The 26,231-nt window shown below is 71.4% G+C and carries 25 protein-coding genes; 16 read left to right on the forward strand and 9 right to left on the reverse strand.

Going from position 1 to position 26,231, the window contains the following annotated elements:
- Nucleotides 1–127 precede the first annotated feature (127 nt).
- From ACZ5VD_RS26895 to ACZ5VD_RS26920, 6 genes are all read left to right on the forward strand, one after another.
- Nucleotides 128–799 carry a UbiX family flavin prenyltransferase gene (locus tag ACZ5VD_RS26895; RefSeq protein ID WP_468683595.1) on the forward strand — a complete coding sequence of 224 codons (672 nt, stop codon included), beginning with the start codon at nt 128–130 and terminating at the stop codon, nt 797–799.
- Between the two features lie 155 nt (nt 800–954).
- Complete coding sequence (locus tag ACZ5VD_RS26900) at nt 955–1,410, forward strand: Lrp/AsnC family transcriptional regulator (RefSeq protein ID WP_468547750.1); 456 nt, start codon at nt 955–957, stop codon at nt 1,408–1,410.
- An 83-nt stretch (nt 1,411–1,493) separates the two neighbouring features.
- Nucleotides 1,494–2,657: an aminofutalosine synthase MqnE gene (gene mqnE, locus ACZ5VD_RS26905; protein WP_468547749.1), complete on the forward strand. Its 1,164-nt coding sequence runs from the start codon at nt 1,494–1,496 to the stop codon at nt 2,655–2,657.
- Between the two features lie 230 nt (nt 2,658–2,887).
- On the forward strand, nt 2,888–3,412 hold the full coding sequence (locus ACZ5VD_RS26910) for a GNAT family N-acetyltransferase (protein WP_468547748.1): 525 nt from the start codon (nt 2,888–2,890) through the stop codon (nt 3,410–3,412).
- A 96-nt stretch (nt 3,413–3,508) separates the two neighbouring features.
- Nucleotides 3,509–3,808 carry a DUF4229 domain-containing protein gene (locus ACZ5VD_RS26915; protein WP_468683596.1) on the forward strand — a complete coding sequence of 100 codons (300 nt, stop codon included), beginning with the start codon at nt 3,509–3,511 and terminating at the stop codon, nt 3,806–3,808.
- Nucleotides 3,809–3,845: 37 nt separating this feature from the next.
- Complete coding sequence (locus ACZ5VD_RS26920; protein ID WP_468683599.1) at nt 3,846–4,532, forward strand: TetR/AcrR family transcriptional regulator; 687 nt, start codon at nt 3,846–3,848, stop codon at nt 4,530–4,532.
- A gap of 28 nt (nt 4,533–4,560) precedes the next feature.
- Here the strand turns inward: ACZ5VD_RS26920 and ACZ5VD_RS26925 are convergent, their stop codons facing one another.
- Nucleotides 4,561–5,490, reverse strand: coding sequence for a MaoC/PaaZ C-terminal domain-containing protein (locus ACZ5VD_RS26925; protein WP_468683698.1), 930 nt, complete (start codon nt 5,488–5,490; stop codon nt 4,561–4,563).
- On the reverse strand, nt 5,463–6,758 hold the full coding sequence (locus ACZ5VD_RS26930) for a 3-oxoacyl-ACP reductase (protein ID WP_468683601.1): 1,296 nt from the start codon (nt 6,756–6,758) through the stop codon (nt 5,463–5,465). Before ACZ5VD_RS26930 ends, ACZ5VD_RS26925 begins: the two co-directional genes overlap by 28 nt.
- Before the next feature lie 85 nt (nt 6,759–6,843).
- On the opposite strand from ACZ5VD_RS26930, the gene ACZ5VD_RS26935 reads away from it, so the two are divergent.
- Together ACZ5VD_RS26935 and ACZ5VD_RS26940 are read left to right on the forward strand one after the other, a co-directional pair.
- Nucleotides 6,844–8,190, forward strand: coding sequence for an acetyl-CoA C-acetyltransferase (locus ACZ5VD_RS26935; protein ID WP_468683602.1), 1,347 nt, complete (start codon nt 6,844–6,846; stop codon nt 8,188–8,190).
- A gap of 242 nt (nt 8,191–8,432) precedes the next feature.
- Nucleotides 8,433–10,346 carry an AMP-dependent synthetase/ligase gene (locus ACZ5VD_RS26940; protein WP_468683604.1) on the forward strand — a complete coding sequence of 638 codons (1,914 nt, stop codon included), beginning with the start codon at nt 8,433–8,435 and terminating at the stop codon, nt 10,344–10,346.
- 11 nt (nt 10,347–10,357) lie between these two features.
- Here the strand turns inward: ACZ5VD_RS26940 and ACZ5VD_RS26945 are convergent, their stop codons facing one another.
- Together ACZ5VD_RS26945 and ACZ5VD_RS26950 are read right to left on the reverse strand one after the other, a co-directional pair.
- On the reverse strand, nt 10,358–10,597 hold the full coding sequence (locus tag ACZ5VD_RS26945; protein WP_468683606.1) for a DUF397 domain-containing protein: 240 nt from the start codon (nt 10,595–10,597) through the stop codon (nt 10,358–10,360).
- Nucleotides 10,594–11,466: a helix-turn-helix domain-containing protein gene (locus ACZ5VD_RS26950; RefSeq protein WP_468683608.1), complete on the reverse strand. Its 873-nt coding sequence runs from the start codon at nt 11,464–11,466 to the stop codon at nt 10,594–10,596. The genes ACZ5VD_RS26945 and ACZ5VD_RS26950 overlap by 4 nt, the downstream gene beginning before the upstream one ends.
- Nucleotides 11,467–11,589: 123 nt before the next feature.
- Here ACZ5VD_RS26950 and ACZ5VD_RS26955 point away from each other — a divergent pair, with 123 nt between their 5' ends.
- On the forward strand, nt 11,590–12,009 hold the full coding sequence (locus ACZ5VD_RS26955; protein WP_468547740.1) for an ATP-binding protein: 420 nt from the start codon (nt 11,590–11,592) through the stop codon (nt 12,007–12,009).
- Here the strand turns inward: ACZ5VD_RS26955 and ACZ5VD_RS26960 are convergent.
- Both ACZ5VD_RS26960 and ACZ5VD_RS26965 read right to left on the reverse strand, forming a co-directional pair.
- The gene (locus ACZ5VD_RS26960; protein ID WP_468683610.1) at nt 12,004–14,433 is read right to left on the reverse strand and encodes a caspase, EACC1-associated type; all 2,430 of its coding nucleotides are present in this window, start codon (nt 14,431–14,433) and stop codon (nt 12,004–12,006) included. The two genes, ACZ5VD_RS26955 and ACZ5VD_RS26960, sit on opposite strands and share 6 nt — an antisense overlap.
- A gap of 2 nt (nt 14,434–14,435) precedes the next feature.
- The gene (locus ACZ5VD_RS26965) at nt 14,436–14,792 is read right to left on the reverse strand and encodes an effector-associated constant component EACC1 (RefSeq protein WP_468683611.1); all 357 of its coding nucleotides are present in this window, start codon (nt 14,790–14,792) and stop codon (nt 14,436–14,438) included.
- Between the two features lie 245 nt (nt 14,793–15,037).
- Between ACZ5VD_RS26965 and ACZ5VD_RS26970 the strand changes: the two genes are divergently transcribed.
- Both ACZ5VD_RS26970 and kstD read left to right on the forward strand, forming a co-directional pair.
- Nucleotides 15,038–16,423, forward strand: a complete 1,386-nt coding sequence (locus ACZ5VD_RS26970; RefSeq protein ID WP_468683612.1) for an FG-GAP and VCBS repeat-containing protein — start codon at nt 15,038–15,040, stop codon at nt 16,421–16,423.
- 136 nt (nt 16,424–16,559) lie between these two features.
- Nucleotides 16,560–18,335, forward strand: coding sequence for a 3-oxosteroid 1-dehydrogenase (gene kstD, locus ACZ5VD_RS26975; protein ID WP_468683613.1), 1,776 nt, complete (start codon nt 16,560–16,562; stop codon nt 18,333–18,335).
- A gap of 347 nt (nt 18,336–18,682) precedes the next feature.
- Here kstD and ACZ5VD_RS26980 read toward each other — a convergent pair whose 3' ends face one another.
- The gene (locus ACZ5VD_RS26980) at nt 18,683–19,348 is read right to left on the reverse strand and encodes a class I SAM-dependent DNA methyltransferase (RefSeq protein ID WP_468547735.1); all 666 of its coding nucleotides are present in this window, start codon (nt 19,346–19,348) and stop codon (nt 18,683–18,685) included.
- A gap of 153 nt (nt 19,349–19,501) precedes the next feature.
- Nucleotides 19,502–19,705 carry a cold-shock protein gene (locus tag ACZ5VD_RS26985; RefSeq protein ID WP_003992177.1) on the reverse strand — a complete coding sequence of 68 codons (204 nt, stop codon included), beginning with the start codon at nt 19,703–19,705 and terminating at the stop codon, nt 19,502–19,504.
- Between the two features lie 287 nt (nt 19,706–19,992).
- Here ACZ5VD_RS26985 and ACZ5VD_RS26990 point away from each other — a divergent pair, with 287 nt between their 5' ends.
- The 5 genes from ACZ5VD_RS26990 to ACZ5VD_RS27010 all read left to right on the forward strand — a co-directional run bounded on the left by ACZ5VD_RS26990 (nt 19,993) and on the right by ACZ5VD_RS27010 (nt 25,114).
- Nucleotides 19,993–20,841 carry a menaquinone biosynthetic enzyme MqnA/MqnD family protein gene (locus ACZ5VD_RS26990; RefSeq protein WP_468683615.1) on the forward strand — a complete coding sequence of 283 codons (849 nt, stop codon included), beginning with the start codon at nt 19,993–19,995 and terminating at the stop codon, nt 20,839–20,841.
- 64 nt (nt 20,842–20,905) lie between these two features.
- Nucleotides 20,906–22,609 (forward strand): serine/threonine-protein kinase, encoded by a 1,704-nt coding sequence (locus ACZ5VD_RS26995; RefSeq protein WP_468547733.1) that lies wholly within the window; start codon nt 20,906–20,908, stop codon nt 22,607–22,609.
- Nucleotides 22,606–23,367 (forward strand): prepilin peptidase, encoded by a 762-nt coding sequence (locus ACZ5VD_RS27000; protein WP_468547732.1) that lies wholly within the window; start codon nt 22,606–22,608, stop codon nt 23,365–23,367. The genes ACZ5VD_RS26995 and ACZ5VD_RS27000 overlap by 4 nt, the downstream gene beginning before the upstream one ends.
- 69 nt (nt 23,368–23,436) lie before the next feature.
- A complete protein-coding gene (mqnC, locus tag ACZ5VD_RS27005) occupies nt 23,437–24,651 on the forward strand; it encodes a cyclic dehypoxanthinyl futalosine synthase (RefSeq protein WP_468547731.1) in 1,215 nt (404 codons plus the stop codon).
- A gap of 7 nt (nt 24,652–24,658) precedes the next feature.
- Entirely contained in the window at nt 24,659–25,114 is a 456-nt protein-coding gene (locus ACZ5VD_RS27010) for an imidazolonepropionase-like domain-containing protein (RefSeq protein ID WP_468547730.1), read from the forward strand.
- A gap of 28 nt (nt 25,115–25,142) precedes the next feature.
- On the opposite strand, the gene ACZ5VD_RS27015 is transcribed toward ACZ5VD_RS27010, so the two are convergent.
- On the reverse strand, nt 25,143–26,186 hold the full coding sequence (locus ACZ5VD_RS27015) for a chitinase (protein ID WP_468547729.1): 1,044 nt from the start codon (nt 26,184–26,186) through the stop codon (nt 25,143–25,145).
- Nucleotides 26,187–26,231: the final 45 nt, after the last annotated feature.

Genomic DNA, 26,231 nt, shown 5'->3' on the forward strand with positions numbered 1-26,231 from the left:
AACGGGCCCGGCCCGACCGTCGGCTCACCGCCCGGCAGGCTCACGATCGTCGCCGACCGGCTCCCCGCCGACCCGAAAGCGCGCCACCAGTCCGGAGCGTTGGGCGACCCGCCGGTAGGCTCAGGGTGTGAACGCAGGAGAAACGCAGCGCACGCCTTGGATCGTGGGGGTGTCGGGGGCGTCCGGGACGCCGTACGCCGCCGCCGTGCTGCGTGCGCTCCTCGGAGCCGGTGAGAGTGTCGACCTCGTCGTGTCGCGGGCCTCCAGGCTGACCCTCCTCGACGAGACCGGGATCTCCTTCCGGGACGCCCACTGGCAGGACGACCTGCGGGAATGGCTGTCCCGGGGGGCCGACGGCAAGCCCGGCACCTTCGAGGCGGACATCGCGGGCGTACGGCACTGGAGCGCCGGGGACCTGGCGGCGGGGCCGTCCTCGGGGTCGTACCCCGTCAAGGGGATGCTCATCGTGCCGGCCTCCACCGCCTGTGTCGCCGGGGTCGCGCTCGGCCTCTCCAAGGACCTGCTGCAACGGGCCGCGAGCGTCACGCTCAAGGAACGCCGGCCGCTGGTGGTGGCCGTCCGGGAGACTCCGCTGAACGGGCAGACCCTGCGTCATCTGGTCGCGCTCGACGACGCGGGCGCGCGTGTCGTCCCCGCCTCGCCCGCCTTCTACGCGGGCGCCACGCACATCCAGGACCTGGTGGACTTCGTGGCCGGCCGGGTCCTCGACGCGGCGGGCGTCGAACACCGGCTGTACCGCCGCTGGAAGGGCGAACTGGGCGGCTCGCGCCCCGAGTGAGCGGCCCAGGGGGCAGAACGGTGGGCATCACGCCGGACCAGCGGTACTCATCACTTCAAGGAACGCACGGACTCTTCGGATCGCCGTAGATCTCCACGGATCTGCACCGATCCCGTCAGACCTCTCAGACCTCTTCATCGGAAGGCTTCGATCGCATGGACGCGGTGGACAGGCAGCTCATCCAGGCCCTCAGGGAGAACGGCCGGGCCTCCTACGCGGAGCTGGGGCGCCTCGTCGGACTGTCGGGACCCAGCGTCACCGACCGGATCAACCGGCTGGAGGCGGCCGGCGTCATCACCGGCTACCGCGCGACGGTCGACGCGGCCTCGCTCGGCCTGGGCGTCACCGCCCTGATCGGCATCTCGCTCTCCGACGCCGCCGACCACGAGGACGTGGCGGTCCGGATGAAGGACCTCGGCGAGATCGAGGACTGCTGGTTCATCGCCGGCGACGACTCGTACATGCTCAAGGTGCGGGCGGACAACGTGGACGGCCTGGAGAAGATCATCAGGCGGCTCAGCGGGACCAAGGGTGTGTCCCGGACCCGTACCACGATCGTGCTGTCCACGAAGTGGGAGAACCGGGTCGGGGAACTCCCCGAAGAGGAGTAGGCGCCTTCGGCGCCGTTTGGGGGCACGTCCCGCCAGAAGGGCGGGGGCGTACCGTTGGGAAGTCGTCGGAGAGAGGTGTGGGCATGGATGTCGGGCTCAAGCGCGAGCTGGAGGACAAGGTCAGGGCGGGGGAGCGGCTGACCCGCGAGGACGGTGTCGCGCTGTACGAGTCGGACGACCTGGCCTGGCTGGGCGGCCTGGCGCACGAGGTGCGGACGCGGAAGAACGGCGATGTCGTCCACTTCAACGTCAACCGTCACCTCAACATGACCAACGTGTGCACGGCGTCCTGCGCCTACTGCTCCTTCCAGCGCAAGCCGGGCGAGAAGGACGCGTACACGATGCGCATCGAGGAGGCGGTGAAGCTCGCCAAGGCGATGGAGGGCGAGAACCTCACCGAGCTGCACATCGTCAACGGCCTGCACCCGAACCTGCCGTGGCGCTACTACCCGCGGTCGCTGCGCGAGCTGAAGGCGGCCCTGCCGGACGTCTCCCTGAAGGCCTTCACGGCGACGGAGATCCACCACTTCGAGACGATCAGCGGTCTGTCGGCGTCGGAGATCCTGGACGAGCTGATCGACGCGGGTCTCGAGTCGCTCACCGGCGGCGGCGCGGAGATCTTCGACTGGGAGGTCCGGCAGCACATCGTCGACCACCGCACCCACTGGGAGGACTGGTCGCGCATCCACCGGCTGGCGCACGAGAAGGGTCTGAAGACCCCGTGCACCATGCTCTACGGCCACATCGAGGAGCCGCGCCACCGCGTGGACCACGTGCTGCGGCTGCGTGAACTCCAGGACGAGACCGGCGGCTTCCAGGTCTTCATCCCGCTGCGCTACCAGCACGACTTCGTGGACGTGCAGGACGGCAAGGTCCGCAACCGCCTCCAGGCCCGGACCCAGATGGCGACCGGTGCGGAGGCCCTGAAGACCTTCGCCGTCTCCCGGCTGCTCTTCGACAACGTCCCGCACGTCAAGGTCTTCTGGGTCATGCACGGCGTCCAGACCGCACAGCTGGCCCTTCAGCACGGCGCCGACGACATGGACGGCTCGGTCGTCGAGTACAAGATCACGCACGACGCCGACAACTACGGCACGCCGAACAAGCTCACCCGAGACGACCTGCTCGACCTGATCCGGGACGCCGGGTTCCAGCCGGTGGAGCGGAACACGCGGTACGAGATCATCCGCGAGTACGAGGGCCCGGACGCGGGGCGTCGGGAGTCGCCGCAGCCGATGCGGGTGTGACGTGTGACGCGTCGGGTGTGAGGTCGGGTGCGGGTCCGGTGGGGGCTGCGCCCCGGCCCTCCAGCCCGTCCGGCGTTTGAGGACGAGCGCGGAGCGCGACACGGGGGTCTGGGGGCGGAGCCCCCAGGGGACGGGAACGGGTAGGGGCGGCGGGGGCGGAGGAAGCGCGTGACGTACGTGACGTCGGAACGCACTTGAGGCCAGTAGGCCGTAATGGCTAGCCTGCTTTCATGCCCCTTACCTTCACCCTCGACCCCGCTGTGACGCCCGACCTGCGAGACGGTCTGCTCGACCTGTGGACGGATGTCACCAACGCGGGTGGTGCCGTCGGATTCGTGGCGCCGGTGGAGCGCGAGACGATCCGGCCCGAGCTGGTGAAGCACTTCGTGGCGATGGCGGAGGGGCGCACCCGGCTCCTCGTCGGGCACGACGAGGAGGGACAGGTCGCCGCCACGGCCTTCCTCGCCTTCAACACCCACCGCCTGATGACCCACTGGGTCTGGCTGTACACGGTGATGCTCCACCCCCGGCACCAGGGCAAGGGGTACGGCCGCGACCTGATGGCCGCCGCCGCGGACGCGGCCCGCACCCTCGACGGCATCGAGGCGATCCGCCTCACCTGCCGCGGCGGCCACGGCCTGGAGCCGTTCTACGGCTCCTGCGGCTACAAGGAGGTCGGGCGGATACCCGGCGCGATACGCGTCGCGCCCGGCGACGAACGCGACGACATCGTCATGCTGCTGCCCCTGCTGTGAGCGGTGCACCCCACTGCAAGACCGGGCGCGGCGCGTGCTTCACTGGACAGTGCCCGTTCACGGTGCCCCCTTTTGGAATCGGAAGAGTGGATTGAGATGCTCCGCTACACGCTGATGCGCCTCGGAGTCTTCGTGGCCTGCCTCGTGGTCGTCTGGGGCCTGGTCTACTCCGGCGTCGCCCCCCGCGGCCTCGGTGACTCCAACGGCATGTGGGTCGTGCTGCTCTCCCTGGTGGTCTCCGCCCCGATCAGCTTCGTCGTGCTGCGCAAGGAGCGGGACCGCGCCTCGGTACAGGTCGTCCAGAAGGTGGACCGCGTGAAGGCCAACCTGGAGGCGAACCGCAGCCAGGAGGACGTCGCGGACGACAGCGCGCGGGCACAGGGCACCGCTTCCTGAGGAACGGCTCCTGTCGGGCCGCACATAGTCTTGCCCCATGGGTGCTGTGAAGAGCAAGCGGATGCCGCGTGCCGTCCGTGAGCAGCAGATGCTGGACGCCGCCGTGCGGACCTTCGGGCAGCGTGGGTACATGGCCGCGTCGATGGACGAGATAGCCGAACTCGCGGGCGTGTCCAAGCCGTTGGTCTACCTCTACCTGAACTCGAAGGAAGACCTCTTCACGGCCTGCATCCGCCGCGAGGCCAAGGCCCTCACCGACGCCGTCCGGGCAGGTGTCCGCGCCGAGCTGCCCGCAGACCGCCAACTCCGGGAAGGGCTGGGGGCGTTCTTCACCCACACCGCGCTGTATCCGGACGCCTGGTCCGTCCTGCATCTCCAGGCCCGCACCCACGGTGAGCCGTTCGCCGCCGAGGTCACCGCGATGCGCGAGGAGATCGTCACCTTCGTGACCCATCTGATCGCCGTCGCCGCCCGCGAGGCCCACCGCGATCCGGACCTCCCCGAGCACGAGGTCGCCGGTCTCGCCGAGGCCCTGGTCGGCGCCGCCGAGTCCCTCGCCGCATGGGCCAACGCCACCCCCGGTGTCACCGCCCGGCAGGCGGCGGCGACCCTGATGAACTTCGCGTGGGCGGGACTGGGGAACCTGATGGAGGGCCGGTCCTGGTCGCCGCCGGACACGGCCGACGAGGCCGGGAAGGCCGGCGGACAGCCGCGTACCGGATAGCCGCCCACCGCCTACCGCGTCGTACCGCCTACCGGGTCAACGGCCGGATCTCCCCGGCCACCTGCACCCGTCGTTCCCCGTCCCGCCGTTTCGCGCCCCGCGGTTCTCCGTCCCGCAGTTCGAACGCCCCGTCCGCCGCCGCGTACGTCACCGTCCCGGGCAGTGGTACCGGTGCCCGGAACTCCGCCCGGATCCGCACCGCCGTCGGTGTGCCGTGGGCGGCCAGGCAGCGGGCGACGGTCCACATGCCGTGGGCGATGGCCCGGGGGAAGCCGAACAGGCGGGCGGTGAGCGGGTGGAGGTGGATGGGGTTGCGGTCTCCGGAGGCCGCGCCGTAGCGCCGTCCGACATCCCCGGCGAGCCGCCACTCGGCGACGGCGGGAAGCGGCTCGCGCCGCTGTTCCGGGAAGGCCGTGGAGGCTGCGGGGGCCGCGGGAGCTGTGGCCGTGCCGCCGTCCGTCCGGTGCCGGGCCAGGTAGGTGCTCCTCGACTCCCACACGAGCGCGTCCCCCGCCCGTACCTCGGTGACGACGACGGCCTCGGTGCCCCGTCGGTGCGGTGCCAACTCATGGACGTACACGGTGAGTTCGTACGCCCCCGTGGCCGTCAGGTCGCGGTGCCGGGTGATCTCTATCGACGTGTGGACGAGCCCGAGCAGGGGCAGCGGGAAGTCGCGGTCGCTCATCAGTCGCATGGCGAGCGGGAAGCCGAGGACATGCGGATAGGTCACCGGCAGCGCGTCGTCGCCGGTGGCGAAGCCGCACACCCGCTCGTAGGCCGCGAGACGGGCGAGGTCGACGCGCAGGCCGGGCAGGACGAGCCGGGTGCGCGGGAAGTCGGCGGCCGGGCGGGGGCGTTTGAAGGGGGAGCGCAGGGCGCCGCGGGCGAGCAGAGGGGGCAGCGCGGGGAGCCGGGTGAGGACGGTGGCCACTACGCCCCCAGCAGGCTCTGGCCGCAGACCCGTACGACCTGCCCGTTGACCGCGCCGGAGGCGGGGTGGGCGAACCAGGCGGTGGTCTCGGCGACGTCGACGGGCAGTCCGCCCTGGGCGAGGGAGTTCATCCGGCGGCCCGCCTCCCGGATGAGGAGGGGGACGGCCGCGGTCATCTTCGTCTCGATGAACCCGGGTGCGACCGCGTTGACCGTCACCCCGTGCTCGGCGAGCGTGTGCGGTGCGAGGGCGCGGACGAGACCGGCGATCCCCGCCTTGCTCGCGCCGTAGTTCGTCTGTCCCGCGTTGCCCGCCAGGCCCGCGATCGAGGCCGTCGCGACGATCCGGCCGCCCTGCTTCAGCGTCCCCGCCGCCAGCAGCGCGTCCGTGGTGCGCAGCACGCTCGCGAGGTTCACCTCCAGTACCGAACTCCACCGCTCGGCGGGCATGTTGACGAGCCGCCGGTCGCGCGTGATCCCCGCGTTGTGGATGAGCGCGTCCAGCCCGTCGGGCAGCGCGTCGGCGATCCGCTCGCCCGCGTCGGCGGCCGTGATGTCGAGGGCGAGGGCGGTGCCCCCGAGCCGCTCGGCGACCTTCCGCGCCGCCTCTTCGGCGGCCGGCACGTCCAGGACGACGACATGCGCCCCGTCCCGGGCCAGCGTCTCGGCGACCGCCTCGCCGATCCCGCGCGCGCCGCCGGTGACCAGGGCGGTGCGGCCGGCGAGGGGGCGGTCCCAGTCGTCGGGGGCGAGGGACTGCTGGTCGCCCACCTCGATCACCTGGCCGCTGACGTATGCCGACGCGGGGGAGAGCAGGAAGCGCAGGGTCGACTCGGCGGCGAGCGCGTCGGTCAGCCGGACCAGGTTCACCGTCCGGCCGCGGCCGATCTCCTTGCCGAGCGAGCGGGTGAAGCCCTCCAGGGCCTGCTGGGCGGCGGACTGGTGGTGGTCGGCGGGGTCGAGCGGGGCACCGAGCACGACGACCCGTCCGCTCGCGCCGACCGACCGGACGACGGGGTGCAGGGCGGCATGCACCTCGGCGAGTCCGTCCACGTCCCGTACGCCGGTGGCGTCGAGGAGGACGGCGGCGGGCCGCTCGGCGGTACCGGTCAGGGAGAGTCCCGTAGCGGTGAGGTCGAGGTCGGACTTGCCGGCGGTGAGGTGGAGCAGGGCGCCGTCGAGCGTCGGCCGTCCGGGGGACCGGCGTATGAGGGGCGCGGGTTGTGGCAGTCCCAGCCGGCGGCTCAGGAAACGGCCGGGCGCGGTACCGGTGAAGCTCAGATAACGGTCGGCCATGTCCAACTCCCAGCTGGGTCTGCTTCTTACTCTGGAGTAAGGTTACCGGAGGTAAGCCTACGTCAAAGGTGAGGAGCAGGTCGAGATGACCCCACAGGAATCGCGCGTGGAGCCGCCGGCGAAACCGGCCGTGGAGCCGTCCCGGAAGCCGTTCCCGAAGCCGCCCGCCGTACGGCGCGTCGCGGTCGTCGCCGGTACCCGCATCCCCTTCGCCCGCTCCGACGGGCCGTACGCCACCGCCTCCAACCAGGAGCTGCTGACGGCCGCGCTCGACGGCCTGGTCGAACGGCACGGGCTCGACGGGCCGGGCGCGGTGGGGGAGTTCGTCGCCGGGGCCGTCCTCAAGCACAGCCGCGACTTCAACCTCGCCCGCGAGACGCTCCTCGGCTCGAAGCTGGACGCGCGGACACCGGCGTACGACATCCAGCAGGCCTGCGGCACCGGTCTCCAGGCCGTCGTCGCCGCCGCCAACAAGATCGCCCTCGGCCAGACCGAGTCGGCGATCGCGGGCGGCGCGGACACGGCCAGCGACGCACCGCTCGCGCTGAATGACGGGCTGCGGCGGCTGCTCCTTGAGGTGCGGAGGGCGAAGTCCCTCTCGGGCCGGGCGAAGGCGCTGGCCCGGCTGCGCCCCGGCCAGCTGGTCCCCGAGATCCCGCGCAACGCCGAACCGCGCACAGGCCTGTCCATGGGCGAGCACGCGGCGGTCACCGCCCGCACCTGGGGCATCCCGCGCGAGGCCCAGGACGACCTGGCCGCGGCGAGCCACCAGCGGCTGGCCGCCGCCTACGAACGCGGCTTCTTCGAGGACCTGGTCGTCCCCTTCCGGGGCCTGGCCCGCGACCAGAACCTGCGCCCCGGCTCGACCGTGGAGAAACTCGCCGCCCTGAAGCCGGTGTTCGGCCTCGACGGCCCCGACCCGACGATGACCGCGGGCAATTCGACTCCGCTGACCGACGGGGCGGCGGTCGTCCTCCTCGCGAGCGAGGACTGGGCCGAGCGGCGCGGTCTGGAGCCGCTGGCGTATCTCACCGCGTACGAGAGCGCGGCCGTGGACTTCGTGGCGGGGGATGTGGCGGGCGGCGAGGACGGACTGCTGATGGCCCCCGCCTACGCCGTCCCGCGCATGCTGGAGCGGGCCGGACTCGGCCTGGAGGACTTCGAACTCCTCGAAGTCCACGAGGCGTTCGCCTCCCAGGTGCTGGCCACCCTGGCCGCCTGGGAGAAGCGGGGACTCGCCCCGGTGGACCGCGCCCGGCTGAACGTCGTCGGATCGTCGCTGGCGACCGGGCACCCCTTCGCGGCCACCGGCGCGCGGATCGTGGCCACCCTGGCCAAGTCGCTTGCAGAGCGCGGTGGTTCGGGGCGGGGACTGATCTCCGTGTGCGCGGCGGGCGGACAGGGAGTGACGGCGGTACTGGAACGGCCGTGAGCGTAGTGAGCGGGGCGCGCCGGATAGGAAGGCGAACCCCCCTCACGTAACCTCCGAGGTTGCACAGGCCCGGCCCCGTACCCTCTCCGAACCCGCACCAACTTTCCACCGGGGCCTCGTAGGATCACCGTCCTAACCTGCGGTAACACGCCAGTTGTACACCGCTGGTGAACGCCCGGGTACGCACCGCGCGTACCACATGCAGCAGAGCGGAAACCTGCTGTACGCCTCTGGAGCTGCCCATGTCCCTCTCCTACACCTCCGGTCACGACTACGACGGTGCGCCCGTGCTCGTGGAACCGGAGATCCGTCGCCTGGACGGAGAGGTCCGGGAAGTGTCCGTGCCCCCGATCGTCCCCTCCGTGACCCACGGCTCGCTCGCCGACCTGCCCTTCGACAACGCGGAGGCGGCCCCCACGGACCGGGTGCTCAGCCGCCGTGACGCGGAGGGCGGTTGGACGGATGTGACGGCGGCCGAGTTCGCCGCCGAAGTGCTCGCCCTGGCGAAGGGCATGATCTCGGAGGGGCTGGTACCGGGCGACCGGATCGCGATCATGGCGCGGACGACGTACGAGTGGACACTCCTCGACTTCGCCGCCTGGGCCGCCGGTCTGGTCACCGTCCCCATCTACCCGACCTCCTCGCTCTTCCAGACCCGGTGGATCCTCCAGGACTCGGGCGCGGTGACCCTGGTGACGGAGACGGCCGCCCAGGCGGCGGCACTGGGCCCCGAACTCAGCCAGCTCCCCGACCTGCGCCACCTGTGGATCCTGGAGAAGGACCACCTGGAGCGCGTCGCCGAACTGGGCCAGGCGGTCCCCGACCAGGAGATCGGCGTACGGCGTGGGGTGCTGGGGCCGGACACGCTCGCCACCGTCGTCTACACCTCGGGCACCACCGGCCGCCCCAAGGGCTGCGCGCTCACGCACGGTAACTTCCTCGCGGAGGTCGACAACGCGATCGAACTCCTGCACCCCGTCTTCAGAGCGAAGTCCGACGAGGAACTCTGTACGCTCCTCTTCCTTCCCATGTCCCACGTCTTCGGCCGTATGGTCGCCGTCGCCTGCATCCGTGCCCGGGTCCGGCTCGGCCACGCGCCGAGCCTGAATGCGGAGGATCTGCTGGCCGACCTCGGCAGCTTCAAGCCGACGTTCCTGCTGGTCATCCCGTACATGCTGGAGAAGGTCTTCAACAACGCGCGGGCCAAGGCGGAGACCGGCGGCCGGGTCAAGGTCTTCGACCGCGCCACGAACGTGGCCTGCCGCTACGCCGAGGCCACCGAGGCCCGCCAGGCCGGCACCGGCTCAGGACCCGGCGCCGCCCTCAAGGCCGCCCGCACCTTCTACGACCCGCTCGTCTACCGCCGCATCCGCAACGCGATGGGCGGCAGGATCCGCTACCTCATCTCCGGCGGCTCCCCGCTCGGCAGCCGGATCGCCGCGTTCTTCGTCGGCGCGGGCATGGAGATCTTCGAGGGCTACGGCCTCACCGAGTCCACCGGCGCGGCCACCGTCACGCCCCCGCTCCGGCCCCGCCTGGGCACGGTCGGCTGGCCGCTCCCCGGCACCAAGGTCCGGATCGCCGCGGACGGGGAGATACTCCTCAGCGGCGGCCAGGTCTTCCGCAGCTACTGGGACCCGCACGGCGCCGGCCTCATCCCCTCGTCTCCCGACGGCTGGTTCGCCACCGGCGACATCGGCAGCCTCGACGACGAGGGCTATCTGACCATCACGGGCCGCAAGAAGGAGATCCTGATCACGGCGGGCGGCAAGAACGTGGCACCGGCTCCCCTGGAGAACTGGCTCCGCTCCCACCCCCTGATCTCCCAGGCGATGGTCCTCGGCGACACCCGCCCCTACATCTCCGCCCTCATCACCCTCGACATGGACGGCGTCTCCCACTGGCGCCAGATGAACGGCAAACACGCCGTACCGGCGGAACTCCTCGTCGAGGACGAGGAGTTGAAGGCGGTCATCCAGCGAGCCGTCGACGACGCCAACAAACTCGTCTCCCGCCCCGAATCCATCCGCCGCTTCACCATCCTCCCGGTCGACTTCTCCGAGTCGGCCGGCCACCTCACCCCGTCGATGAAGCTCCGCCGGGAAGCGGTGATGAAGGACTTCGCGGGCGAGGTGGAGGGGTTGTACGAGCGTTAGCCCCTAGCGGGCTAGCGGGCGAGGACGAGGAACGCCGACCAGGCGGTGGGGGAGACGGCGAGGTGGGCCGCGTCGGGGGCCTTGGAGTCGCGGATGTGGATGGTGCGGGGGGAGGTGGCGACTTCTAGGCATTCGCCGCCCTCGCCACTGCTGTAACTGGACTTGCGCCAGGCGTAGGCGACTTCGAGGCATTCGCCGCCTTCGCCGCCGCTGTAGCTGGACTTGAACCAGGTGAGTTCGTGGTTGTTCACAGCTGCCCCAGCTTCTTCTCGATCAGGGCCCGGGACTCCGTGGGAGGGAGGGCCATCGCCCGCATGATTCCATAGCGATCGGCGATCTTGCGGACCTCTTGGAGGTCGGTGATCAGCCGGGGGTACCCCTGGACCTCCGTGTATGCCACCTGAGGGTGTTTCTGGGGTGTCAGCAGGTTGAACGCGCCGTCCATGTTGGGGTGCTCCTGAACGCGGGTCGGCATCACCTGGATCTCCACGTTTCGCATGCGGCCGATGTGCAGCAACTGCTTCAACTGCGCCTCGTGGACGCCCTGCCCGCCGATCGGACGGTCCAACACCGCCTCCTCCAGCACATAGCCGCACATCGGAGCGGGCCACCTGTCGAAGACCTGCTGCCGCGCCAGCCGGTCGGTCACGCGTTTCTCGATGGTCTCCTCGTCCAGCAGCGGCCGTCGGCGGGAGAACACTGCCCGCGCGTAGTCCGCGGTCTGCAACAACCCCGGCACGCCCTGATTGGCGTAGAAGTGCAGCTCGACAGCCTCTGCCTCCAACGCCGCATAGCTCCGATACCACTCCGGATGCCGTGTCCGGGACCGCGTCATCGCCTCCTCGACGTCCGGGATGACCTCCTTCAACAGGCCCCCGGCATCGAGGAGTTCGTCTGCCTTCTCCAGCACCTCGGGCCGAACGAGCCGTACGCCCCGCTCCATCGCGGAGATGGCGTCGGGGCCGTACCCCACCAGCTGGCCGAACTCCTTCTGGGTCAGCCCCTTCCGTTCGCGCAGGAACTTCACCATCTTGCCCAGCGCGGTGAAGAGCCCGGTCGTGCCCTCCGCCTCCGCCGGGGTCTCCGGTCGCCGCTCGCCCTCGCCCGTCACGCAGCTCACCCGCCTTCCCGCCCTTGGTCACGGCCGACGAGCCGTACACCCACGCCACCGCATCCGTACGGCTACCCAGCGTCGCCAAGTCGCCCCTGGTCAGGGTAGATACAACCGGCCACGCTCAGTCACGTGAACGCCGAAATCTCCACCCTCCCCGAACTGACCCAGCGGCTCAGCGCCACCCCGCGGGGCGCCCGCCTGGCCAGACGGCTCACCGCGCAGCAACTCGCCGAGTGGGGGCACCCGTACGACAGCGAGGTGAGCGACACGGCCCAGCACCTGGTGGCCGAGCTGGCCGCCAACGCCGTCACCCACGGCCGTGTCCCCGGCCGCGACTTCGAACTGCGTCTGCTCCTGCTCCCGGAGAACACGCTGCGTATCGAGGTCAGTGATCCGCGTGGCGACCGCCGACTCCGGTTCGTCACCGAGCCGGAGAGCGAGGGCGGACGCGGGCTCGTCCTGGTGACACTGCTCGCCCGGACGTGGGGCGTCGCGGAGCGGGACGTCGGCAAGACGGTGTGGGCCGAGATCGCTCTCGCGGAGTCATGAGGAAGCGGGGACGTCCCACAGCCGTACCGTGCCCTTCTTGTCGGCCGTGGCCAGGATTCCGCCGTCCTCGCTGAACGCGATGTCCGTGAGAGCGTCGTTCCCGCCCATCACCGGCAGGTGGAACGTGACCGTACCTGTGCTCACGTTCCACAGCAGCCCCAGCGAGGGGTAGCCCGCCATGCCCGATGCCAGCGTCTTGCTGTCCGGACCGAACCGGAGCGGACCCACACCGCTGAGAGTCTTGGCAACCTTGCCCGCGGCGATGTCCCACAGTTGTATGCCGACGCTGTCCGCGTACGCGAAGAGCTTGCTGTCAGGGCTGAACACGCCTCCGGGCCTGAGGGCGCTGCGGGTGGTGATCAGCGCGCCGGTGGCCGTCTTCCACAGCCGGACAGGCTGCTTGTCACCGGCCCACGTGGCGATCACCTTGCCGTCTGGGCTCAGGGCCATGTCGTAGACGGCGAGGTCCTCGCCACCGAGGATTTTGGTGGCCTTCTTCGTGGTCACGTTCCACAGCCGCACCGTGTGGTCCGTGCTCGCGGTGACCAGGGCTCCGTCGGGCGTGAAGGCCATGCTCTCGACGCCGTTGGTGTGGCCGGTGAGGGTGGCGCGGAGGGTGCCGTCGGGGACGTTCCAGACCTGCACCGGCACGTCACGGCCGTCCTCCTTGGCGACGATCGTGCTTGCTGTGGCGAGTGTCTTGCCGTCGGGGCTGAATGCCGTGACGACGTTGCCCCCGCTGGCGTGGATGCTGACGGTCTTGCCCATGGCCACGTTCCGCAGGCGAACCTCGACGCCGTCCGTCGTCAGTTCACCGCCCTGGGTGGCGACGATCTTCCCGTTGGGGCTGAACCCCCTGAGTCTCTGCTTGCTGAGCGTGGCGGCAGGCCTCGTGCCCCCGCTCCACAGCCCTACGGCATGCCCGTCGTCCGTGGCCAGTGTCTTTCCGTCGGAGCTGAACTCGACTTGTGTACCGGCACCCCTGAGGGTCTGGTCAGGGGTGATCAGGTCGGCCGAAGACACGGAGCCGTCCGACGCGAAGTCGGGGCTTCCCTCGCTGTTGGCGAGGACCACCGAGATGATGGTGACCGCCACCGCCAGGGCGATGGCACCGGCCATGACCAGCCTGGCCCGGCGGCTGCGGGGAAGGGCGAGTGACCTCGCGGGCGCCGATCTCGGTGCGGGTGGGGTCGGCCGGTCCGGGGCCGGGCTCGGTCTCGGTGGCGGCGCGGACGGCGACGGGGTGGTCCGCGCGCGGGTTCGTGCCGGTTGCACGGGCGAGGACCGGGGCCGGCGTCGAGGCCGCGGCTCGGCCGCCTGCTCCGGTGCCTGTGCCTGTGTCGGAGGTGGTGCCGGAGCCGGAGCCGGAGCCGGAGATGGAGGTGGTGTGGCCGGCGTCGGTGTGGTCGGCGAGGGCGGTGACGCCGGTCCCTGTTCCCTCGCGTCGGCGCCCGCTTCGGCGCCCGTGTCCGCGTCCGGCCGTACGACGAGCGTCCGCAGCCGCTCGGTCGCCGCCCCCGACACCGTCCTGCTGTCGTCGTCGGTGAGGCGGCGCAGCTCCTCCACGACGGTCGCGCGGACCCGGGCGTTACCGATGCGGTGCAGGTGGGCGAGGCCGTCGAGGGCGCCGAGGCGGTCGTGGGCCAGGGGGCTGCCGAGGGCGTTGCGCAGGTAGGAGGGAAGCGTCCAGTTGATGTTGGTGGCGATGACCGTGCGGCCCTCGACGTTGTCCTGCCTCTTGGGCCGCTGCTGCGGCATCTCCTCGACGACCCGGTCGTGGACGTAGCTGTAGAGCTCGTCGAGGGTGATGTCCCCGTCGCCGTCGAGATCCGCGCTGCCGTTGCGCAGGCCCTCGACGAGGTAGCGGGTGAACACCGACTGCGCCGCGTGACCGAGCGCCCGGTCGCCCTCGAACGAGTACTGCGTCGCGTCCGAGGCGGTCAGCACCGTACGGCCGCGGCCCTGGAAGCGCTCCAGCGCCTGGACCGAGGTGTCTCCCTTGGTGCCCCGGGCCCCGAACGCCCCGCTGTAGCAGCAGTCGAGGATCAGCACCTTCTGCCGGGAGACACAGCCCTCGATCGCCCGGTCGATCTGTTCGGCGGACAGCGCGGTGAACAGCAGGCTGTCGCGCCGGGTGTTGGACATCGCCAGATGGAGCCGGCCTTCCTCGTCCTTGAGGCCGTGGCCCGTGAAGTACAGGAGGGCGAGATCGTCGCTGCGGCGGTCGCGGTAGAAGTCACCGATGGCCTCGCCGACGACGTGGTGCGGTTGGTTGAGGAGGGTGGTCACCTCGAACCCGGCGACGTCGGGGTCCCGCAGTACCGCGGCCAGCGCCTCCGCGTCGTGGGCCGGAGAGGCCAACTGCCGCAGTCCGGCGTCCTGGTACTCGTAGGTGGCGATGAGCAGCGCGAGTCGGCGTCCCATGGTCAACCGCCCGAGTGCCGGCGGATGTACGCCTCGATCAGGGCCTGGCGTTCGGCGTCCGACGCCCGGTCCAGTTCGATCGTGTCGCCGTCGATGGTCACCGACACCCGATGCCGTGCGGAGCTCCTGCCCAGCCAGTCGCGCACCGTGTCGATGAGCGCGGCGAACACCCCGCCGGAGGCGCTCAGCGCCACGACGACGGCGCCGAGGGTGACCGGGTCGGTGCCCTTCGCGCCGGGCGGAGCCGGGACCCCGGCCCTCATGCGGACCGATTCGACGTCCAGGGCGGCGACTTCGGCCCGCAGCCGCCGTACCACCCGCTCGCCCGCTTCCGGATCGAGCTCCGGATCGGGCGTCACGACCAACTCCACATCCACCGAACCGTCGGCCATGTGTCCCCCGATGGCGATTCGTCCCTGAAGCCTGTGATGCACAGTGTGGCGCCGATCGGTCACGAACGGTGGTGAATGACGAGTACTGGTCCCCGAAGGCGAAACACCCGGTTCTCCCTTGGCACAACCATTACCCGGCACGGTGAGTCTCCTCCCCGCCAGACTCAGATCATCGCGGGCCGCCCACGGGTCCCGTGCACCGCAGGAGACGCATGTTCACGCGCACCACCCTCCGCCCGGCGCTCGCCGCGGCCACGGCCGTGTCCCTGACCGGCGGGCTGCTCACGCTCTCCGTGAGCGCCGCGAGCGCGGCCACCCCGGCGAAGTACGCCGACGACTTCAACGGCGACGGCTACCGCGACTTCGCCACCCACAACTTCAGCGACGGAGTCGTCGTGACGTACGGGACGGCCACCGGCCCCGGTACCACCACGAAGACGTTCACGCAGTCCACCGCGGGCATCCCGGGAACGGCCGGTGACGCGGGCGGCTACGCCGACGGGTTCGGCGAGGACCTCGCCGCCGCCGACCTCAACCGCGACGGATACGCCGACCTCGCTGTCGCCGACCGCACCGAGAAGGCCGGCGGCAAGGTCTCCTCGGGAGCGGTCACCATCCTGTGGGGCTCGAGGACCGGCCTCTCCGGCACCGGCGCCGTCCGCCTCAAGGTCACCGCCGACTCCCACCAGGGCTTCGGCAACGAGATCGAGACCGGCGACTTCAACGGCGACGGCAAGGCCGACCTGGCCGTCGCCACCGGCGCCGACACCGTGTACATCTACCGCGGCGGCTTCGCCAAGTCCGGTGCGACGGGCAAGGTCACCCAGCACAGCCCGAGCATCAGCAGCAGCTACGTCATCGAGGTCACCGGCCTGGTCGCCGGCAAGGTCACCAAGGACAAGGCGACCGACCTCCACGTCCTCGGCGCGGGCTTCCACCACGACAAGCAGACCCAGGACGCCTGGTTCCTGCGCGGCGGCTCCACCGTCAAGTCCGGCAAGGCCACGGTCATCAACAGCTCGGCCCCCGCCTACGACCCGACCGGAGTCGTCGCCGACTTCGACAAGGACGGCTACGGCGACCTCGCGGTCAGCGACACCGCGTACCGCGCCGGCGCCGGTTCCGTGGTCGTCTGGCGCGGCGGCAGCACCGGGCCGACCACCAAGTACCGTCTCTCCCAGGCGACTTCGGGCGTGGCCACGGCCGCCACGAAGAACGACACCTTCGGCTCCGACCTCTCCGCCGGCGACACCGACGGCGACGGCTACCCGGACCTCGCGGTCGGCGTGCGCGAGGAGAAGATCGGCTCCGTGAAGTACGCGGGCGGCGTCCACGTCCTGCGCGGCGGCAGGTCCGGCCTCACCGGCACGCACTCCCAGTGGTTCAGCCGCGCGACGGCGGGCGTGCCCGGCGACCCCACCGAGGCCGAGCTGTTCGGCCTCTTCGTCCGCCTGCGCGACATCGACCGCGACGGGGACAAGGACCTGCTGGTGTCGAGCACGTACTACAGCCCGAGCCTGTTGCTGCACGGCACGAAGTCCGGCATCACCGCGACGGGCGCCCAGAAGCTGAACGTGGTCGCGGAGCTCCCGCAGTAACCCACCGGCGGTGACCCACCGGCGGTCATCCACCCGCGCCGACGCCCGGGCCTTCGACGGCACGGCACTTGACTTCTCAAGACCCCCGCGCCACATTCCCGTCCCCTTTATCCGTTCCGGGTGGGCTGGAGTGGCCATGACGACGAGCGCGAACACCGCACGGCAAACCGGATTCCCCTCCCGAAGACGGGTGTTGGCGACGAGCGCCGGACTCGCCGTCGCAGCCGGCGTCCAACAGGCGGCAAGCGCGGCCGACCTGACGCCCCTCGGGACGTACGACGTCGTCGTCATCGGGTCGGGTGCGGCCGGGATGACCGCCGCGCTGACCGCCGCCCGCCAGGGCCTGACCTGCGTCGTCCTCGAAAAGGCGGCCACCTTCGGCGGCTCCGCCGCCCGGTCCGGCGCCGGGGTCTGGGTCCCCAACAACCCCGTCATCCTCGCCGCCGGCGTCCCCGACACTCCCGCGAAGGCCGCCGCCTACCTCGCCGCGGTCGTGGGATCGGACGTCCCCGCCGCCCGGCAGCAGGCGTTCCTGGCCCACGGTCCCGCCATGATCTCCTTCGTCATGGCGAACAGCCCGCTCCGCTTCCGCTGGATGCAGGGCTACAGCGACTACTACCCCGAGCTCCCCGGCGGTCTCCCGGGCGGCCGTTCCATCGAGCCCGCCCAGCTCGACGGAAACATCCTCGGTGCCGAACTCGCCCGGTTGAACCCGCCGTATCTCGAAGTCCCCGACGGAATGGTCGTGTTCAGCGCCGACTACAAGTGGCTCGCCCTGACCGCCGTGAGCGCGAAGGGTCTCGCCGTCGCCACCGAGTGCCTGGCGCGGGGGACCCGGGCGGCCCTGCTCGGGCAGAAGCCGCTCACGATGGGGCAGGCGCTCGCCGCCGCGTTGCGCAAAGGCCTGCTGGACGCGGGCGTCCCGGTGTGGCTCGACACCCCGCTCACCGAGCTGTACTCCGAGGGCGGTGCCGTCGCCGGGGCGGTGGTCACGAAGGGTGGCGTCCCCGGCCTCGTCCGCGCCCGCCGTGCGGTCGTCGTCGGCTCCGGCGGCTTCGAGCACAACGCCGCCATGCGCGCGCAGTACCAGCGGCAGCCGATCGGCACCGAGTGGACCGTCGGCGCCAAGGAGAACACCGGCGACGGGATCCGCGCGGGGCAGCGGCTCGGCGCCGCCCTCGCCCTCATGGACGACGCCTGGTGGGGGCCGGCGATCCCCGCCCCCGGCGATCCGTACTTCTGCCTCGCCGAACGCACCCTCCCCGGCGGGCTCATGATCAACGCGGCGGGCAGCCGCTTCGTCAACGAGGCCGCCCCCTACGGCGACGTCGTCCACACGATGTACGAGCGCCACCCCACCGACCCGGACATCCCGGCCTGGCTGATCGTCGACCAGAACTACCGCAACCGGTACCTCTTCAAGGACATCGCCCCGACCCTCGCCCTCCCCGACGCCTGGTACAGCTCCGGGGCGGCCCACAAGGCCTGGACACTCGACGCCCTGGCCACGGCCGTCGGCGTCGCGCCCGCCGCCCTCCGCGCCACCGTCAACCGTTTCAACTCCCTTGCCCTGCAAGGAAAGGACACCGACTTCCACCGTGGCGACAGCGCCTACGACCACTACTACACGGACCCGTCCGTCCTGCCCAACTCCTGCCTCGCACCCCTGTGGCTGGCCCCGTACTACGCCCTCCGTATCGTCCCCGGCGACCTGGGTACGAAGGGCGGGCTGGTGACGGACGCCCGGGCGCGTGTCCTGCGGGCGGACGGCTCCGTCATCCCCGGCCTGTACGCCGCCGGGAACGCCAGCGCCGCCGTCATGGGCCACAGTTACGCGGGCGCGGGCTCGACGATCGGCCCGGCGATGACCTTCGGGTACATCGCGGCCCGGGACATCGCCGGGGTGTTGTAGGACCACGGACCACGGGATCACGGACTCCCGTGCTGTGCGGGGAGCGCCCGGAGCCACGGAAGCGGTCGGTGCGTTCGCCGGTCGCCAGGAGGGGGTGAGCAGGGCGAGTCCGAGATCCGGCCCCTGCTCCAGGGAGCCCTCCGGACAGGCGTCCCCCGCCCGCCCGCTCTCCCGCCGCGACCGTCGCGGTGGGAGAGCGGGCGGAGCGCCGGGCCCACTGCCGGGCGGTGTCGTGCACGGCGACCTCGGGTACGACGGCGTCGACCCTCGCCCCGCACGACGCCGACCTCATGGCCGATGCCCCCGACGACGGCGACGAGGTCCGCCGGGACGTCGGCGTCCGAGGGTCAACTGGCCTCGGGCTTGCGGGCGATGAGGAACGCCTGCTGCGTCGGATCCTCCCGGTCCGGTTCGCGCACGGTCCGCGAGACGAGCGCGAACCCGGCCGCCCGAAGCAGCCCGGCGATCTGCTCCGGCTGCCTCCGCAGGAAGGTCAGCGCCACCGGGTGACCCCAGGGCCGGTCGTGGTGCCGGTCCTCGTCACCGGCCTGGAAGGCGAGGAGGAGGTGGCCGCCGGGGGCCAGGACCCGGAGGAACCCGGCGAAGAGGTCGGGCAGCCGCTCCACCGGGGTGTGGATGGACGAGTACCAGGACACGACCCCCGCGAGCGCCCCGTCGGGAAGATCCAGCTCCAGCATCGAGCCCTGCTCGAACCGCAGCTCCGGGTTCTCGCGGCGGGCGATCGCCAGCATCGACTCCGACAGGTCGAGACCGGACACACGGAGGCCGAGCGAGGCGAGGTGGGCGGTCACCCGGCCCGGCCCACAGCCCAGGTCGGCCACCTCACCGTGCTCCCCGACGAGCTCGGCGAACCCGGCGAGCACGGCCCGGTCCAGCGGCTGCCGCGCGAGCGGGTCCGGGAGGAGGGTGGCGTAGTCCTCGGCGACGGCGTCGTAGAAGGTGCGCGTGGTGGTCACGAAGTCGGTGCCGGTGCCGGCGTCTGTGTCTGTCATGGGCGGGGACCCTAGCGGTCGCCACTGACAGCGGACCGGCCCTGCCCGACCCCGCCCGGTCCCGCGGGAAAAAGGCAGGAGCCCCGTCGCCTTGCGGCTGGGGCTCCTTGGGTGGTGCTGTTCATTCCGGATCAGAGCTTTGGGCTCATGAACTCAGACAGGCGTGACGTTCTCCGCCTGCGGGCCCTTCGGACCCTGGGTCACGTCGAAGGAGACCTGCTGGTTCTCCTCCAGCGAGCGGAAGCCGCTCGCATTGATCGCGGAGTAGTGGACGAAGACGTCGGGGCCGCCGCCTTCTTGGGCGATGAAGCCAAAGCCCTTTTCGGCGTTGAACCACTTCACGGTTCCGGTAGCCATAAGCCCTCCCTGGGCCCAAAGGGTTGCCCTGCTCCAGAACCCTGCAAGTGTGAAAACAAAATGCCGCACAACTGCATACGTCTGAAAACGACTAGAGCCCGCGGTCACATGCTCCGCAGGCTCTGTACTGCAAGGGAAACCAAACTGCAACTTGCGGCGAGCCTAGCACGCAGGCAGCCGAAAGCAATAGAGGCCAAGATCACGTCACTCAGACGTTTGAAGATCACAAAGGGGTTGACTTCGGGGTCGGAGTCTGGAGCCTACTCCAATGGGTCTAGTCTCGCGATGTGGACATTTCTCGCACCCGGCCGCGCGTCGGCCACATCCAGTTCCTCAACTGCCTGCCCCTCTACTGGGGGCTCGCGAGAACCGGCACGCTGCTCGACTTCGAACTGACCAAGGACACTCCGGAGAAGCTGAGCGAGCGGCTGGTGCGGGGGGACCTCGACATCGGGCCCATCACGCTGGTCGAGTTCCTCAAGAACGCGGACGATCTGGTCGCCTTCCCCGACATCGCGGTCGGCTGCGACGGCCCGGTGATGTCCTGCGTGATCGTCTCGAAGGTCCCGCTGGACGAGCTGGACGGCGCCCGCGTCGCCCTCGGCTCGACCTCGCGGACCTCCGTACGCCTGGCGCAGCTCCTGCTGTCCGACCGCTACGGCGTCCGGCCCGACTACTACACCTGCCCGCCCGACCTCAGCCTGATGATGCAGGAGGCCGAGGCCGCCGTCCTCATCGGGGACGCGGCGCTGCGGGCCAACCTGCTGGACGGGCCGAGGTTCGGCCTTGAGGTCCACGACCTGGGCGCGCTGTGGAAGGAGTGGACCGGGCTGCCGTTCGTGTTCGCGGTGTGGGCGGCCCGGCGGGACTACCTGGAGCGCGAGCCCGCCATCACCCGCCAGGTCCACGAGGCCTTCCTCGCCTCCCGCAACCTCTCCCTAGAGGAGGTCGGCAAGGTCGCCGAGCAGGCGGCCCGCTGGGAGGCCTTCGACGAGGAGGTCCTGGAGCGCTACTTCACCACCCTCGACTTCCGCTTCGGCGGCCCGCAGCTCGCCGCGGTCGCGGAGTTCGCCCGCCGGGTCGGCCCGACGACCGGCTTCCCCGCGGAGGTGAAGGTCGATCTGCTCCAGCCCTGAGGCCCGGACGGCCCGGGCGACTAGGCTGCTGCCGACTTGAGGCGTACGGGGGAGGAGCGACGCCATGCAGCCGCTCGGAGTCGACGAACCCACCGTCGTGGGGCCCTACCGGCTGCTCGGCCGGCTCGGCTCCGGCGGGATGGGCCGGGTCTACCTCGGCCGCAGCGCCGGGGGCCGCACGGTCGCGGTGAAGATCGTGCACCCGCACTTCGCGCTGGACGAGGAGTTCCGCGCCCGCTTCCGCCGCGAGGTCGACGCGGCACGCCGGGTCGGCGGCGCCTGGACCGCGCCGGTCCTGGACGCGGACCCGCAGGCCGCGGTGCCGTGGGTGGCCACCGCCTACGTGGCCGGGCCCTCGCTGTCGGCGGCGGTCGCGGACGCCGGCGCACTGCCCGCCCCCTCGGTACGAGCGCTGGGCGCGGGGCTCGCCGAGGCGCTGACGGCCGTACACGCACTGGGCCTGGTGCACCGGGACGTGAAGCCGTCGAACGTGCTGCTGACGCTGGACGGCCCTCTCCTGATCGACTTCGGTATCGCCCGAGCCACCGACGGGACCGCCTCCCTGACCTCCAGCGGAGTCTCCATCGGCTCGCCCGGCTACATGTCGCCCGAGCAGATCCTCGGCCAGGGGGCCACCGGACCGGCGGACGTCTTCTCGCTGGGCGCGGTCCTCGCGTACGCGGCGACCGGCGAGGCGCCCTTCCGCGGCGACTCCTCGGCGGCCCTGCTCTACCGGGTGGTCCACGAGCAGCCCGAACTCGGCTCCCTGGACGGTGACATGCGGTCGCTCGTCGAGGCCTGTCTGTCCAAGGACCCCGCCGACCGGCCGACGCCCGCGGAAGTGGCCCGGCGGCTCGCTCCGGAAGGGGCCGCGCGACTGGTGGCGGGCGGCTGGCTGCCGGGCGCGCTGGTGGAACAGGTGAGCCGGTCGGCCGTACGGCTGCTGAACCTGGAGACCGCGCAGGACGTGACGTCCGGGCCGGTGGACTTCAGCCGGACCTCGGAGGCGGCGGTGGTCGAGGGATCGGTGGGGCCCGCCGCACCCTCCTCGCCCGCCGTCCCGGCCGGGGTGTTCGGGCCGCCGCCGGTCATGGCCTCCATGGACACACCGGCGCGGGAGGCCGGGGCCGTCCCCGAACCCCGTGACGCGTCCGGCACCACGCCCTCCGATCGCGGCCCCGGCAAACTCTCCGTCTCGATCTCCGCCACGGCGGCCCCCGCGCCCACCGGCCGGGGACGCCGGCTCAGCTGCACGGTGGCCCTCGCGGTCGCGGGCGCGCTGGCGGCGGTGACCGTCGGGTCGGTGCTGGTGTTCGACCTGATGCCGGATCGCGGCGGCGGCTCCGACGCCGCCGGCGACTCGGACAGCGGCTCCCACTCCCCGGCGCCGAGCGCGAGCGATGCCGCGGGCGCGGTGCCGCGCCGGTACGCCGGTACCTGGGAGGGGCAGGCCGTCGCCCTGGACGGCACGCTCCCCATGGGGACCTTCCGGCTGACCGTCGCACGCGTCGACGTGGGCGAGAAGCTGGGCACGCTCCGCCACACCGATGTGCTCGGCGGCGTCTGCGACGACGTCCTGACCCTGAAGAAGGTGACGGCGAAGCAGATCGTGGCGAGTGCCGTCGGCGCCGAGTCCAACCGGGGCGTGTGCAGCCAGGCCGCCCACACGGTCCGCATCACGCCGGTCGGCGACGACCTCCGGTACGACTCGGACAGCACGGACTCCGGGCGACCGCGGGCACGGCTGTCGAAGGTCACGACCGGATGACCGCTCTGCTGATCGCCGTCGCCTCCCTGTGGGGAGCGGTGGCGGGGGCGCTGGTCCCGCGGGCCGCCCACCGGTTCTCGGTGCCCGCGCAGGAGGCGTGGCGGGAGACGTGCCCCGGGGGGCATCCGATCCGGGGCTGGGTGGGAAGGGCGCGCTGCGGGACGTGTGCCGACGACGGTACGGACCAGGTCGGTGGCGCCCGTCGCGGTGGCGCGTACGGCCCCCGCGTACTCCCCGTCGCCCTCGCCACCGCGGTCCTCTGCGCGGGTCTCGCCGCCGCCACCGACACCCGGCCCGAGCTCGCCGTCTGGCTGCTGCTCGCGCCCGTCGGAGTGCTCCTGGCCCTCGTAGACCTGCGGGTCAAACGGTTGCCCGACGTGCTGACCCTGCCGCTCGCGGGCGCCGCCCTGCTGCTGCTCGGGCTGGTCGCGCTGCTGCCCGAGCACGTCGGGAACTGGCCGTCGGCGGTGCTGGGCGCGCTCGCGCTCGGCACCGGCTACCTCGTGTTGTGGCTGGTCAACCCCGCGGGCATGGGCCTTGGCGACGTGAAACTGGCGCTCGGCGTCGGGGCGGTGCTCGGCTGGTACGGCTGGGGGACCCTGCTGCTGGGGACCCTCGCCGGGTTCCTGCTGGGGGCGCTGTACGGCGGTGCGCTCGTGGTGGCGCGGCGGGCCGGGCGCAGGACGACCATCGCGTTCGGGCCGTTCCTGATCGCGGGCGCGTACCTGGGGCTGCTGGTCGGCGCCTACGCGGCCTGAGGGCCGACGGGGAAACCGCCTGGCGTAGGCTGGTTCAGTCCGTCCACCTTGACGAAAGGGACGCCCCCGGTGACCGAGCAGGCCGACCTCACGTCTATTGATGTCACAGCCGTCCTCGACCGTGCCGCCGAAGGTGGGCGCATCACCCCGGAGGAAGCGCTCGTCCTCTACCGCGACGCCCCGCTGCACGCGCTGGGCTCCGCCGCGGACACCGTACGGCGGCGGCGGTACGCGGGGACCGAGCACATCGCGACGTACATCATCGAGCGCAACATCAACTACACGAACGTGTGCGTCACGGCGTGCAGGTTCTGCGCCTTCTACGCGGCCCCCAAGGACGAGGCCAAGGGCTGGACCCGCGACCTCGACGACATCCTGCGCCGGTGCGCGGAGACCGTCGAACTCGGCGGTACGCAGATCATGTTCCAGGGCGGCCACCACCCGGACTACGGCGTCGAGTACTACGAGAAGCACTTCTCCGCCATCAAGCAGGCCTTCCCGCAGCTGGTGATCCACTCGCTGGGGGCGTCCGAGGTCGAGCACATGGCCCGGATCTCCAAGGTGAGCGTCGAGGAGGCCATCTCGCGGATCCACGCGGCCGGGCTCGACTCCTTCGCCGGCGCCGGTGCCGAGCTGCTGCCCGCCCGCCCCCGCAAGGCCATCGCCCCGCTCAAGGAGTCCGGCGAGCGCTGGCTGGAGATCATGGAGGCGGCGCACGGCCTGGGCGTCGAGTCCACCTCCACCATGCTCATGGGCACCGGCGAGACCAACGCCGAGCGCATCGAGCACCTGCGGATGATCCGTGACGTACAGGACCGCACCGGCGGCTTCCGCGCCTTCATCCCGTACACCTACCAGCCCGAGAACAACCATCTGAAGGGCCGTACGCAGGCCACGCTCTTCGAGTACCTGCGGATGATCGCCATCGCCCGGCTGTTCATGGACAACATCGCCCACATCCAGGGCTCCTGGCTCACCACCGGCAAGGAGGTCGGCCAGCTGTCGCTGCACTACGGCGCGGACGACCTCGGCTCGATCATGCTGGAGGAGAACGTCGTCTCCTCCGCCGGGGCCAAGCACCGCTCCAACCGCATGGAGATCATCGACCTGATCCGCAAGGCGGGACGCGTCCCGGCCCAGCGGGCCACGACGTACGAGCACCTCGTCGTCCACGACGACCCGGCGAACGACCCCGTCGACGAGCGGGTCATGTCCCACATCTCGTCCACGGCGATCGAGGGCGGCACGGCTCACCCGGAGCTGAAGCTGCTGAACGCCAACTAGCGTTCCCGTGCTCACGATTCACGCCGCGGACGAGGTGCGGCGCGGCTGGGACGCTCCGGAGCCGGAGTCCGTCGAGGACGGCGCCGTCGCCGTCGAGGGGTCCCGGGTCGCGGCGGTCGGGCCGCTCGCCGAGCTGGCGGACCGCTTCCCGGGGGCCAGGATCCGCCGCTGGCCCGGCACACTCGGCCCCGCCCTCGTCCACGAGGGACCGCTCCCGGACGCGCCCAGCCCGCGGGAACGCGTCCACGCCGTGCTGAAACTGGGTGCGGTGGCGGTGCTGGAGGAGTACGTCGACTCCGCCGGGCTCCGGGCGGCGGCCGAGCGCAACGACCTGGTCGTGCTCCCGCGCCCGCGCCCCGCCGCCCTCGTCGAGGCCGGCCGCGCCGACCTCGCCGTCTTCGACGGGACCGGGGCGTGTATCGCGACGGTGTGCGCGGGACGCCTGGTGCACAGGCGGCGTTAGCCCGCCCGGTTCACCCGGCGGGTCGGGCTCACTCGGCGAAGGCCTCCGCGAACGCCCCCGCACTCTGCTCCACCCCGCTGCAGTCGGTCGCCGCGTCGTCGTTGGCGGTCCCGCTCTCGCACTGCTGGTCGCGGAAGGTCGACCACATCGACACCCACGCGATCTCCTTCTCCTCCGCGAACGCCCGCACCTGGGCCGCGTCGGAGAGCGTGAACGTCTCGTTGTCCACGTCGTTGACGCCGATCATCGAGGTCAGCGCCATGCCCCGCCAGGCAGCCGCGTCCGACAGCCCGAACATGTCCTTCATCTGGGCGTGCGTGGCCTTCGCTGAGGTGAGCGCGTAGTCGCCCATGTCCTCGTCGTACGACTCGGCGTAGTTCATCGTCATGATGTTGACGGTGGAGACCTGTACGTCGTGCTCGTTGGCCGACGCGAGGAGGGCCAGGCTGTCGGCGTCGAGGCCGGACGGCATGACCGGGAGCGTGAAGGAGACCTGGAGCTCGGAGCGCTCCTCCTGGAGGGCGGCGATGGCCTCGGACCGCAGGTCGACCGAGTCGGAGTCGGTGAGTTCGGTGCCCTCGATGTCGAAGTCGGCCTGGGTGGAGCCGGCCGCGTCCAGCGCCTTGCCGTACGCCTTCGCCAGCGCGGACGCGCTGTCACAGGTCGCCGCGAGTTCGTCGCCGGAGGCGCCGCCGAAGGAGACACGGACCGTGCCGCCGTCCTCCTTGAGCCGCGCGATGCGGGACTTCACCGCGGAGTCGCCGATGGCCGTCGTCCCGTTCCACTCCGGCGTGCAGTCGCTGCCGCCGGAGATCACGAAGGCCAGGTTGTACGTCGTGGGGGAGCCCTTGGAGTCGTTGCCGGACGCCTCCGTGGCGCTCACATAGGGGGCGTACGACGTCGTCGACGCGGCCGACGTGGCCTCCGTCGTCGGGGACGCGCTCGACTGCCGCGGCGCGGCGGAGGAGGTGTCCGCGGAGTCGTCGGAATCCGCGGACTCCGCGGAGCACCCCGCGGTGGCCAGGGCAAACAGGCAGGTGAGCCCGGCCGCCGGCTTGAGGAAACTCCGCATTGAGCACGCTCCCGCTCTCGTGATTTCTGTCTCAGGACGGAAACA

The sequence above is a fragment of the Streptomyces sp. NPDC032822 genome, from assembly GCF_055578825.1.

Bases quoted from the DNA above. Each gene is read 5' to 3' on its own strand.
- ACZ5VD_RS26900 (WP_468547750.1), top strand. From the start codon at position 955: ATGGACGCGGTGGACAGGCAGCTCATCCAGGCCCTCAGGGAGAACGGC.
- mqnE (WP_468547749.1), top strand. From the start codon at position 1,494: ATGGATGTCGGGCTCAAGCGCGAGCTGGAGGACAAGGTCAGGGCGGGG.
- ACZ5VD_RS26910 (WP_468547748.1), top strand. From the start codon at position 2,888: ATGCCCCTTACCTTCACCCTCGACCCCGCTGTGACGCCCGACCTGCGA.
- ACZ5VD_RS26915 (WP_468683596.1), top strand. From the start codon at position 3,509: ATGCTCCGCTACACGCTGATGCGCCTCGGAGTCTTCGTGGCCTGCCTC.
- ACZ5VD_RS26920 (WP_468683599.1), top strand. From the start codon at position 3,846: ATGGGTGCTGTGAAGAGCAAGCGGATGCCGCGTGCCGTCCGTGAGCAG.
- ACZ5VD_RS26930 (WP_468683601.1), bottom strand. From the start codon at position 6,758: ATGGCCGACCGTTATCTGAGCTTCACCGGTACCGCGCCCGGCCGTTTC.
- ACZ5VD_RS26935 (WP_468683602.1), top strand. From the start codon at position 6,844: ATGACCCCACAGGAATCGCGCGTGGAGCCGCCGGCGAAACCGGCCGTG.
- ACZ5VD_RS26940 (WP_468683604.1), top strand. From the start codon at position 8,433: ATGTCCCTCTCCTACACCTCCGGTCACGACTACGACGGTGCGCCCGTG.
- ACZ5VD_RS26960 (WP_468683610.1), bottom strand. From the start codon at position 14,433: ATGGGACGCCGACTCGCGCTGCTCATCGCCACCTACGAGTACCAGGAC.
- ACZ5VD_RS26970 (WP_468683612.1), top strand. From the start codon at position 15,038: ATGTTCACGCGCACCACCCTCCGCCCGGCGCTCGCCGCGGCCACGGCC.
- kstD (WP_468683613.1), top strand. From the start codon at position 16,560: ATGACGACGAGCGCGAACACCGCACGGCAAACCGGATTCCCCTCCCGA.
- ACZ5VD_RS26980 (WP_468547735.1), bottom strand. From the start codon at position 19,348: ATGACAGACACAGACGCCGGCACCGGCACCGACTTCGTGACCACCACG.
- ACZ5VD_RS26985 (WP_003992177.1), bottom strand. From the start codon at position 19,705: ATGGCTACCGGAACCGTGAAGTGGTTCAACGCCGAAAAGGGCTTTGGC.
- ACZ5VD_RS26995 (WP_468547733.1), top strand. From the start codon at position 20,906: ATGCAGCCGCTCGGAGTCGACGAACCCACCGTCGTGGGGCCCTACCGG.
- ACZ5VD_RS27000 (WP_468547732.1), top strand. From the start codon at position 22,606: ATGACCGCTCTGCTGATCGCCGTCGCCTCCCTGTGGGGAGCGGTGGCG.
- ACZ5VD_RS27015 (WP_468547729.1), bottom strand. From the start codon at position 26,186: ATGCGGAGTTTCCTCAAGCCGGCGGCCGGGCTCACCTGCCTGTTTGCC.